This window comes from Shinella sp. CPCC 101442 (assembly GCF_024704725.1).
Lineage (GTDB): Bacteria > Pseudomonadota > Alphaproteobacteria > Rhizobiales > Rhizobiaceae > Shinella.
The window spans coordinates 109,640-119,640 of sequence record NZ_JALIQS010000010.1 but is presented as its reverse complement, the minus strand read 5'-3'; the positions used below and the strand labels follow the sequence as shown (position 1 = coordinate 119,640).

Below are 10,001 nucleotides of genomic sequence, written 5' to 3'. Positions count from 1 at the left end.
TCTGTCAGCCGATCCCCATCTCGTCAGTTCCCGAGACGTTCGGCAACCAGCGCCGGAATTTCCTTCAAGGCGAAGGCGCGGAAAGCGGCCGCGACCGGCGAGGGGGGAACGTCGCGCCGCTCGACCAGCCCCACCCGGCGGCTTGCCGCCGCGTCGGCGAGTTCCAGCACCGCCACGCCCTCGTGGGCGCCGTGCATGGTGAGCGAGGGCAGGATGGTGAGGCCAAGGCCGGTTTTTACCAGCGCGACCAGCGATGTGACGTTGTAGACATTGATCAGCGACTGCGTCGCGAGCCGCTTGTAGTCCTCCGCCTCGATCCTGTCGGACGCGCCGTTGCGGATCAGCGTCGCCGCGTTGAGGTCACTCCATTCCACGGCTCGGCCGAGCTGGCACAGTTCATGGTCTTGCCTGCACAGCAGCTTGAACCGGTCGCTGAAGAGCGGCGTGAACTCCACCCCGCCGCCGGCTCGGCTCTCACCCGCAATGCCGATATCGGCGACCCCGCTTTCCACCATGCGCCGCACCTGCGCGGTATCGATGTCGAACAGCTCGACCTGCACCTGCGGACGGGTTTCCAGAAAACGTTGCAGGATCGGCGGCAGCACGTTCGTTGCCACGGACGGTACCGAAGCGATGGACAGGCTGCCGATGCGGCTGTGGGCGAAGGCCCGCATGATGCTGACGGATTTGTCGAAGCTGCGGATCTGCTCGCGCCCGAGATCGAGCATCAGGTTGCCCAGCGCCGTCAGGCTGTTCTTGCGATCGGTCTGGAACAGCGGTCCGCCGATCTCGTCTTCAAGCTGCTTCAGCGTCATCGATACGGCAGACGCCGTGCGGCCGACGGCATCGGCCGCGTCCTTGATGTTCCCGCTCTCCGCCACGGTGACGAAGACCCGCAATGCTTCCAGCTTGATCATGATCGCTCACTTCAATTCTTCTGAAATTTATAACAGAAATATCTGCTTGATTGAAGCATGGCCCTGACGGATTTTTGCTCCAACAGAATGGAGACTGAAATGGCAGAACGCTACGCCAACCTGATCGGCGGCAAATGGAGGCTGGGCGAACGCTTCCATGAAAACCGCAACCCGTCGGATGTCACCGATCTGATCGGTCTCTATGCGCAGGCCGATGCGGCTGATGTGGATGAAGCCGTTGCGGCCGGCCGAGCCGCGATGCCGGCCTGGCGGTCCGTCGGTCTCGAACAGCGCCAGGCGATGCTCAACCGCATCGGCACGGAACTGATGGATCGCTCCGCCGAGCTTGGCGAACTGCTGTCGCGCGAAGAGGGCAAGCCCTTGGCGGAAGGCCGCGGCGAGGTGTTCCGCGCCGGCCAGTTCTTCACCTATTATGCGGCCGAGGTGCTGCGCCAGCTCGGCGAGAACGCGGATTCGGTACGCCCCGGCATCGAGATCGACATCCGCCGCGAGCCGATGGGGCTCGTCGCCGTGGTCTCTCCCTGGAATTTTCCAACCGCCACGGCCAGCTGGAAAATCGCGCCGGCACTCGCCTATGGCAATACGGTCATCTGGAAACCTGCCAACGAAACCCCGGCCTCGGCCTTCGCGCTCGCCGACATCATTCACCGGGCCGGCCTGCCGGACGGCGCGTTCCAGCTTTTGATGGGGCCGGGTGCCGTTGTCGGCAACGGACTTGCCAGCCATCGCGGCATCGACGCCATCACCTTCACGGGGTCCTACGAGGTTGGCTGCCAGGTCGCGGTCGCCGCCGCTGCAAATCTCACGAAATTCCAGCTAGAACTCGGCTCGAAAAACGCGCTGCTCATCATGGACGACGCCGATCTCGATCTTGCGGTCGCCGCCTCCATTGGTGGCGGCTATTCCGGCACGGGGCAGAAATGCACGGCCTCCTCGCGCCTCGTCGTGCATGAAAAGGTCCACGATGCCTTCGTCGGAAAACTCGGCGCTGCCGTCGCGGCCCTCAAGGTCGGGCATGCGCTGGCAGACGGCACGCAGGTCGGGCCTGTCGTCAGCGAACGCCAGCTTGCGGCAAACCTTGCCTGGATGGACCGTGCCCGTGCCGCCGGCGCCGAGGTCATCGGCGGCGGCGAGCGGCTACGGCTTACCCATGACGGATTCTACATGGCTCCGGCACTCCTGACCGGCACGACCAACGCGATGGATTTCAACCGCGAGGAAATGTTCGCGCCCATCGCCGCCGTGCAGAAGGTCAACTCCTACGAGGAGGGGCTTTCTGTCGTCAACGACACCCGCTTCGGCCTCGTCGCCGGCATCTTCACCAGTTCGCTTGCCCGCGCCACGCATTTCCGGCGCCATGTCGAGACGGGCTGCGTCACCGTCAACCTGCCGACGGCGGGTACGGACTATCACGTCCCCTTCGGCGGGCGGAAGGATTCGAGCTTCGGCTCGCGCGAGCAGGGCCGTTCGGCCGCCGAGTTCTACACCCAGGTCAAGACCGCCTATGTCAGGGCGGGAGAGCCGGAGTAAGGTCATGGATGCAAAGATCGCCAGCCCGCTCGTCGATTGCCTGCAATATGCCAACTGGAGCCAGAACGTCTTCACCGAAATGCGCGCCGGCGGCGTGCATGCCGTCCACGCCACCATCGCCTATCACGAGAATTTCCGCGAGACGGTGGCCAACATCATCGCCTGGAACCGGCATTTCGAGCGTCATCCCGATCTCATCTTCGCCGGCCGCTCGGGCAGCGATATCGAACGCGCCATGCGGGAAGGGCGCACGGCCATCTTCTTCGGCCTGCAGAACCCGTCGCCCATCGAGGATGACATCGGGCTGATCGAAGTCTGCCACATGCTCGGCGTGCGCTTCATGCAGCTCTCCTACAACAACCAGTCATTGCTTGCCACCGGCTGCTACGAAGGGGAAGATCCCGGCATTACGCGCTTCGGCCGGCAGGCCATCGCCGAGATGAACCGTGTCGGCATGGTCATCGACATGAGCCATTCCGCCGAACGCTCCACGCTGGAGGCGATAGAGATTTCCACCCGCCCGATCGCCATTACCCATGCCAATCCGCACTGGTGGCATCCGGCGCTGCGCAACAAATCCGACACCGTGCTGAAGGCGCTGACAAAGTCGGGTGGCATGCTCGGCCTGTCGCTCTATCCGCACCACCTGAAGGACGGATCGAACTGCACGCTGGAGAACTTCTGCGCCATGGTCGCGGAGACGGCGGAACGCTACGGCGTCGAGCATATCGGCATCGGCAGCGACCTTTGCCAGGACCAGCCGGATTCGGTGGTGACCTGGATGCGCAATGGCCGCTGGTCGAAGGTGACGGATTTCGGTGAAGGGTCGGCGGCCGCGGCAGGCTTCCCCCGACAACCGACCTGGTTCGGCAGCAATGCGGATCTCGGCAACCTGCGCGGCGGCCTGCGTGATGCCGGCTTCTCCGAAGAGGAGGTCGGCGATATCATGGGCGGCAACTGGCTGCGGTTCTACAACGCGTCCTTCGGGCCGCTGCCATGATCGAAACGGCCCTCGATCTCTCGACAAAACCGGCGCTGGCGCTGCGATCGCCGGATGTCGTCATGCGCCTGCAGCGCATGGGCGCTTCGTTCCCCACGCGGCTCAGCTTCCTGCGCAGCCTGATCCGCCGGCTCGCCGCAAGCGGCGTTACCGTGCACCGACCGGTCTGGAGCATGGACGACGAGGGGTTCGGCGATGCGGTCTATACGCTCAATCTGGCTGGGCACGATTACAGCCTCGTCGCCTTCTCCTGCCCACTTCCCGATGACCAGCGCTCGGACCGCGTGATCGCCGAGGCCTGGGATACGAGCTACGTGCTCTATGACGGCATTCCCGATGCCAGCGAGATCGACCGGCTGCGGGAGAATGCACCACGGCAGGAAGCGGGCCGGTTTGGTCCGCGCGACCTGGTGCTGAGCCGCGCCAACAAGTCTGTCCGCTTCTTCGAGCATGTTGCCGACAGCCTCGCGCAGGGCCGCCAGCCGGATCGGCAGCGCCTCGGCGAGGTCGGCTACCTGCTGCGCACCACGGCCGTCTACGGCAACGGCAAGTTCGGCATCGCCGATCGTTTCGTGCTGGCGGAACGCGAGGGACTGGACGGCCCCTTTCAGGCGGAAATGCTGACGGTCTGGCTGATCCGCGAATTCTCTCACGACCTCGTCGAGCACGTCGCCCGGCGCCGTGCGCCAGAAACCTTCGTGCCGCTCGCGCCGGACCTGCGCCGCCATATCGGGGTCGGCAATTCCACCGGCCTCGGCATGGCGCCGTTCCTGGCCAACCACCCGGTGCTCTTGAACAACTGGGTCCTTGCGCGCGAAACTGCCTTGGCGCGCGTGCGGGCGACGCCGCATTTGCCGATGCCGGCGCTGAAGCGGCTGGCCGATCTCTGGCGGCAGGCGGCTCTGCATCTCGATCAATGGTCGGTCGGCGACAATGCCCTGATGCCGCGCATCCAGCGCCTTCGCGGGGAGTGGGCAGAGGCCGAAGGGTGGATCGACCCTGCGAAATTGCTCACCATTCCATACCCGGTCGCGACGCTCCTCGACCGCTCGCAATCCATGTCCCTGGACTTCCAGGAGTTGCTTGCCGCGCTTGCCATCGAATTGGCCGGCGCTGACAACGACGACCTCGCCGACAGCATGGCGGCCACGCGGGAAGGGGCGCTTCAACCGGGCATGAGCCTTGCGTCCCTCGGCGGGCTCCTTCGTGACCACTATGCCTGGGCCATGGCGATCGCCTTTGACGCGCCGGCCGAAACTGTGCAGTTCTGGTATGTTTCGGAGGAAAAGCTGGAGCCCCGGCTCGGCCGACGCACCGCCGAGCCGGGCGCGGAACTGGAATCGCCGCTCGATATCGCCCGGCAGGTGCAGCGACTTGCTGCCGACCTTGGGGATAACAAGGGAGCGCAGACCGTCGCCACCTTCCTCGCGCGTTTCCCGCAGCATCGTCATGCGGTTCGCCGCATCCAGACGACGGCTGCCGCGCCCTATGCGGAAATCCGCGACAACCTGCTCTCGGACCGATGCCTGCCGATCGACATGCTGCGCTGCAAGCTCGCTTTCTTCGGCGCATCGAAGTTCGATCCGCGTTCGGACCGCTGGACCCGCATCACGCTCTTTCAAGGCGCGCCGACGGCCGGCGAGATCAGAGCCGGCGAAACCGACGACTGCTGGCTTCCGGTGCTGTCATGACGACGATCCTTCTTTCCTACAACGAAGTGCAATCCGTGACCCGCAAGGCGGCAAACGGCGCGGGCCTTCCCCATGGCGTCGCGGAGGATATCGGCCTTGCGGCCGTCTGGTTGTCGGCGCGCGGCGTCGATGCCATCGGGACCGTTGTCGAGGCGTTTGCCGAGGGAGTTGAGCCTCCCCAGTCCATTTTCGATGCTCTGGCGGCGGTCGATGCGCTGTGCAGCGCCGCGGTGAATGTGGTCCCGTTGCCGGATCGGGCCTCCGGTTTGCTGATACTCGGCCTGGGGGGCACCGCAGCACTGGATATGGGGCTCGGTATTGCCCTGGATCGGGGAGACGGTGATGTCGTTCCGCTTGCGCGGCTGAGCGATGCCACTGGCCCGATACCCTCGGTGGCGGTCCTGCGTCGCCTGCCGGGCGAGGACGCTGCGACTGAGTTTCTTGGCGCACCACGCCCGGCGGCGACCGACGCCAAGGCCTATGCGGCAGCGCTGGCGCTGGCGGCAAGGACCTATGTGCCGGCCTCCGAACTGTCGCGCACCCAAGGCGCCGGCGCCGGTACCACCGATAACGATTGAGGATATTCCCATGACGGAACGGATGATGACGCTCGCCGCGGTCGAGCACCTGTGCCTGCGTGCCCTGATGGCTGCAGGAGCCAGCGAGGCCAACGCTGCCGCCGTCGCGCGCTCGACGATGCTGGCGGAGCGCGACGGCATTCGCAGTCATGGCCTGCTCTACGTGCCGATCTATGCGGAGCATGTGCGCTGCGGCAAGGTCGATGGCGTGGCGCGGCCGTTGGTATCTGAGCCGCGCCCCGGCGCCGTCACCGTCGATGCGGCGACAGGCTTTGCGCATCCGGCAATCGATGCCGGCTGGGATCGTTTCATCGCCGCCGCGCGAAAAAACGGTGTCGCCGCGATGACGGTGTTCAACTCCTATAATTGCGGCGTGCTCGGCCATCACGCCGGGCGCATCGCCGAGGCCGGTCTGCTCGGCCTTTGCACCACCCATGCGCCGGCCTCCATCGCTCCGCCCGGAGGCCGCGTGCCGGTCATCGGCACCAATCCGTTCGCTTTGGGCGTTCCGGACGGGGAGGGCGAGGCAGCGCTCGTGCTCGATCAGTCGGCAAGCGTGGTGGCAAAATCGGAAATCCTGTTGCGTTCGCGCGAGGGGCGCGCCATCGAACCCGGCTGGGCGCTCGACGCGGCGGGCAAGCCGACGCTCGATCCCGCCGAGGCGCTGAAAGGATCCATGCTGCCGGCTGGCGGCCACAAGGGGTTCGGCGCCGGCCTCCTCGTCGAAATCCTCGCGTCCTGCCTGTCCGGGGCGGTTCTCAGCAAGGATGCGAGCCCGTTCTCCGGCTCGGCCGGCGGGCCGCCGAAGACCGGCCAATGCTTCATCGCCCTCGACCCATCGGCCTTTTCGGGAGGCTTCCCGCATCAGGTCGCGGCCCTCATCGATGCCATTGCGGCGCAGGACGGCGCCCGCCTTCCCGGTGGCCGCCGGCAGGCTGCGCGGCAGCGTACGGAGCGGGAGGGCGTGACCGTCGATGCCGCGTTGATCGAACGGATCGAAGCCTTCTTGCACTAAAGTTTTTCTGAAATCCGGATCAGTTATTTCGGTTTGATAAAAGTGACCGCTTTCGACATCGTAATCGTCAAGACTGTCACAACCACAACAAAGGGAACGGACATGAAGATCAAGACATCCATTCTTGCGGGGGCTTGCCTTTCCTGCATGGTTCTCGGCGGCACCGCGGCCCAGGCAGCGGAATGCGGCACGACCGACCCGATCACCGTCGCCGAAATGACCTGGCTTTCCGCCGGCACACTCGCCTATGTCACCAAGGCGATCCTCGTCGAAGGCTATGGCTGCACTGTCCAGATCGTGCCCGGCGACACGGTGCCGACTGCATCCTCCATGCTGGCCAAGGGCGAGCCGGACATCGCGCCGGAACTGTGGGTTTCCACCGTCAAATCGACCTGGGACCAGATGCTGGCGAAAGGCACCGTCTACAAGGCGGGCGATATTTTCGCGAGCGGCGGGCAGGAAGGCTGGTGGATTCCGGACTATGTCGCCGAAGCGCACCCCGAAATTCGCTCCGTCAGCGACCTCAAGGACAACTGGAAGGTGTTCGAGGACGAGTCGAACGCCGGCAAGGGCCGCTTCTATGCCTGCCCACCCGGCTGGGGCTGCGAGATCATCACCAACAACCTCGTCAAGGCGCTCGGCCTCGAAGAGACCTACGAGATCTACCCGACCGGTTCCGGCGCCAACCTGAAGGCCACCATTGCCCGTCAGGTATCGCGCAAGAAACCCTTCATCGGCTGGTACTGGGGGCCGACAGAAGTGATCGGCAAGTACAAGCTGAAGGTGCTCGAGATGCCGGCCTATGACGCGGCCAAGTTCACCTGCCTCACCGATGCCAAATGCGAGAAGCCGGAACTGACCGGCTGGGCAGTCGGTGAAGTCGCCGTCGCAGCGACGACAAGCCTCAAGGAAAAGGCCCCCGCCGTTGCCGAGTTCCTGTCGAAGATGCAGGTGCCGAATGCCGAGATCAGCGACGTGCTGGCCTGGGGCGACGACAACAAGGCCTCGCCGGAAGAGGTCGCGACGCATTTCTTCAAGAACTACGAGGCGATCTGGACCAAGTGGGTCCCGGCCGATGTCGCCGAGAAGGTCAAGGCTTCGCTCTGAGGCCCACCTTGTGGGGACGGCGCAATCCCCCCGGTTGCGCCGTCCTTGCAAACTTCCTTTGCCGATGGTTCGCGCCGCGTCGTGGCCGGCAAGAGATGTATCCTGAAAGGCGTGTGCCGTGGCAGACAATTTCCCAGAATTCTTCGATACCCGCGGTCTCCGCTTCGCCATCGACGACGGTTTCAGCTGGGTCGTGGCGAACTACGGCGATATGTTCGAACGGCTGCTGATGCCGCTGCTCAAGCTGCTCAGCGGCATGGAAACCTTCCTGCAATGGCTGCCCTGGTACGTCACCATTGCCGCCATTGCCGCCTTGACCTATTCCGCGTCCCGCAGCCTGAAGGCGACTGCAGGCGCTGCGATCATGCTCGTCTTCATCGGTGCGCTGGGCCTGTGGAACGACGCCATGGCGACCGTCGCGCTCATGCTGGCCGCGACCGTGGTGGCCGTCGTGGTGGGCATTCCGCTCGGCATCGCAATGGCGCGCTGGGACGGGCTGCGCTCGATGGCGCTGCCGCTGCTCGACATCATGCAGACACTGCCGATCTTCGTCTATCTCATCCCCTTCGTCATGCTGTTCGGCCCTGGAAAGATCCCGGCTATCCTCGCCACCGTGTTCTTCGCCATTCCGCCGGTCATCCGGCTCACCGATCTCGGTATCCGCCAGGTCGATAGCGAAGTGGTCGAGGCGATCACCGCCTTTGGCGCGACGCCCCGGCAAAAGCTCTTCAAGGTGCAGATCCCGCTCGCCTTGCCGACCATCATGGCCGGCATCAACCAGACGACGATGATGGCGCTCTCCATGGTGGTCATCGCCTCGATGATCGGCGCTGGCGGCCTCGGCTATCAGGTGTTGCAGGGCATCCAGCGGCTGGAAGTCAGCCGTGGCCTCATCGCCGGCATCGCCATCGTCTTCCTCGCCGTGATCTTCGACCGCATCGCCCAATCCTATGGACGGCGCGCCCAGAAACATCTTGCCAGCGGAGAGTGAGGCCGTGACCGCTTCCGACGTGAAAATCCAGGTCGACAAGGTCTACAAGATTTTTGGCGACCGCCCGGACGATGCGATCGCCGAGCTGCGCGCCGGGGCGCAGAAGACCGAGGTGCTGCAGAAGACCGGTTGTGTCGTCGGTCTCAAGGACATCGACTTCTCGATCCACAATGGCGAGACCTTCGTCATCATGGGGCTGTCGGGGTCGGGGAAATCGACCCTGATCCGCCACTTCAACCGGCTGATCGAGCCCACCGCCGGCCGCATCCTGATCGATGGCCGCAACATCATGGAGATGAATGCCGGAGAGCTTCTGGCTTTCCGGCGCAACGGTATTTCCATGGTGTTCCAGCGTTTCGGCCTGCTGCCGCACCAGACGGTGCTGGAAAACACCATCTGCGGGCCGATCCTGCAGGGCATGAACCGCCGCGAAGCGGTAGCACTCGGCATGGAACAGCTGGAACTCGTCGGGCTCAAGGGCTTCGAGAACCGCTTCCCGCGACAGCTTTCAGGCGGCATGCAGCAGCGCGTCGGCCTCGCCCGGGCGCTTGCCACCAAGGCGGACGTGCTCTTGATGGACGAGGCCTTCAGCGCGCTCGACCCGCTGATCAAGAGCGACATGCAGGAACAGCTGAAGGACATCCAGGCACGCCTGAAGAAGACGATCATCTTCATCACCCACGACCTCGATGAGGCGCTGCATCTCGGCGACCGCATCGCAATCCTGAAGGACGGCGAGTTGCGCCAGGTCGGTACGGGCGAGGAGATCCTGTTCCGTCCGGCCGACGATTATGTCGAGCGCTTCGTGCGCAAGGTCGATCTGTCGCGGGCGATGTATGCCCATGAGGCCTTCACGAAGGTTCCGGTCCTGACGAGTACTGAGGCGACCCCGGAACGGTCGGCTGCGCTGTTGCGGGAGCATCCGGGCGTCGTCGTCACCAATGGTGTCGGACCACGCCTTCTCGCGCGCGGAGCGACGGGCGAGGCGATCTCGGTGGCCTCCGTCGATGCCGGTGCCGCCATCGGCCAGTGTTTCCCGCTGCTCGCCGCGCATGACGCAATCGTGGTGACGGAGGGCGGCGCGGCGACGGGCATGCTGACGCGTGAAATGGCCTTCAAGGCGCTGGCGCGCTCGGTACGCAAGGCCTGAG

At 64.7% G+C, this 10,001-nt stretch carries 9 protein-coding genes; 8 read left to right on the top strand and 1 reads right to left on the bottom strand.

Annotation, left to right across the window (positions count from 1 at the left end; all coding sequences use genetic code 11):
* Nucleotides 1–23 precede the first annotated feature (23 nt).
* The gene (locus tag MUO32_RS25825; protein ID WP_257951245.1) at nucleotides 24–917 is read right to left on the bottom strand and encodes a LysR family transcriptional regulator; all 894 of its coding nucleotides are present in this window, start codon (nucleotides 915–917) and stop codon (nucleotides 24–26) included.
* Nucleotides 918–1,016: 99 nt separating this feature from the next.
* On the opposite strand from MUO32_RS25825, the gene MUO32_RS25820 reads away from it, so the two are divergent.
* From MUO32_RS25820 to MUO32_RS25785, 8 genes are all read left to right on the top strand, one after another.
* Nucleotides 1,017–2,468 carry an aldehyde dehydrogenase family protein gene (locus MUO32_RS25820; protein ID WP_257951244.1) on the top strand — a complete coding sequence of 484 codons (1,452 nt, stop codon included), beginning with the start codon at nucleotides 1,017–1,019 and terminating at the stop codon, nucleotides 2,466–2,468.
* Nucleotides 2,469–2,472: 4 nt separating this feature from the next.
* Nucleotides 2,473–3,468, top strand: coding sequence for a dipeptidase (locus tag MUO32_RS25815; protein WP_257951243.1), 996 nt, complete (start codon nucleotides 2,473–2,475; stop codon nucleotides 3,466–3,468).
* Nucleotides 3,465–5,159, top strand: a complete 1,695-nt coding sequence (locus MUO32_RS25810; protein WP_257951242.1) for a hypothetical protein — start codon at nucleotides 3,465–3,467, stop codon at nucleotides 5,157–5,159. The genes MUO32_RS25815 and MUO32_RS25810 overlap by 4 nt, the downstream gene beginning before the upstream one ends.
* Nucleotides 5,156–5,737 carry a DUF3726 domain-containing protein gene (locus tag MUO32_RS25805; RefSeq protein ID WP_257951241.1) on the top strand — a complete coding sequence of 194 codons (582 nt, stop codon included), beginning with the start codon at nucleotides 5,156–5,158 and terminating at the stop codon, nucleotides 5,735–5,737. The genes MUO32_RS25810 and MUO32_RS25805 overlap by 4 nt, the downstream gene beginning before the upstream one ends.
* 10 nt (nucleotides 5,738–5,747) lie before the next feature.
* Nucleotides 5,748–6,752: an Ldh family oxidoreductase gene (locus MUO32_RS25800; RefSeq protein ID WP_257951240.1), complete on the top strand. Its 1,005-nt coding sequence runs from the start codon at nucleotides 5,748–5,750 to the stop codon at nucleotides 6,750–6,752.
* Nucleotides 6,753–6,854: 102 nt separating this feature from the next.
* Nucleotides 6,855–7,859 carry a glycine betaine ABC transporter substrate-binding protein gene (locus tag MUO32_RS25795; protein ID WP_257951239.1) on the top strand — a complete coding sequence of 335 codons (1,005 nt, stop codon included), beginning with the start codon at nucleotides 6,855–6,857 and terminating at the stop codon, nucleotides 7,857–7,859.
* Between the two features lie 118 nt (nucleotides 7,860–7,977).
* Complete coding sequence (locus tag MUO32_RS25790; protein WP_374708724.1) at nucleotides 7,978–8,850, top strand: ABC transporter permease; 873 nt, start codon at nucleotides 7,978–7,980, stop codon at nucleotides 8,848–8,850.
* A gap of 4 nt (nucleotides 8,851–8,854) precedes the next feature.
* On the top strand, nucleotides 8,855–10,000 hold the full coding sequence (locus MUO32_RS25785; protein WP_257951238.1) for a glycine betaine/L-proline ABC transporter ATP-binding protein: 1,146 nt from the start codon (nucleotides 8,855–8,857) through the stop codon (nucleotides 9,998–10,000).
* Nucleotide 10,001 lies beyond the last annotated feature (1 nt).

Coding starts and splice junctions, on each gene's coding strand:
- MUO32_RS25815 (WP_257951243.1), top strand. CDS start 2,473: ATGGATGCAAAGATCGCCAGCCCGCTCGTCGATTGCCTGCAATATGCC.
- MUO32_RS25825 (WP_257951245.1), bottom strand. CDS start 917: ATGATCAAGCTGGAAGCATTGCGGGTCTTCGTCACCGTGGCGGAGAGC.
- MUO32_RS25805 (WP_257951241.1), top strand. CDS start 5,156: ATGACGACGATCCTTCTTTCCTACAACGAAGTGCAATCCGTGACCCGC.
- MUO32_RS25820 (WP_257951244.1), top strand. CDS start 1,017: ATGGCAGAACGCTACGCCAACCTGATCGGCGGCAAATGGAGGCTGGGC.
- MUO32_RS25800 (WP_257951240.1), top strand. CDS start 5,748: ATGACGGAACGGATGATGACGCTCGCCGCGGTCGAGCACCTGTGCCTG.
- MUO32_RS25810 (WP_257951242.1), top strand. CDS start 3,465: ATGATCGAAACGGCCCTCGATCTCTCGACAAAACCGGCGCTGGCGCTG.
- MUO32_RS25795 (WP_257951239.1), top strand. CDS start 6,855: ATGAAGATCAAGACATCCATTCTTGCGGGGGCTTGCCTTTCCTGCATG.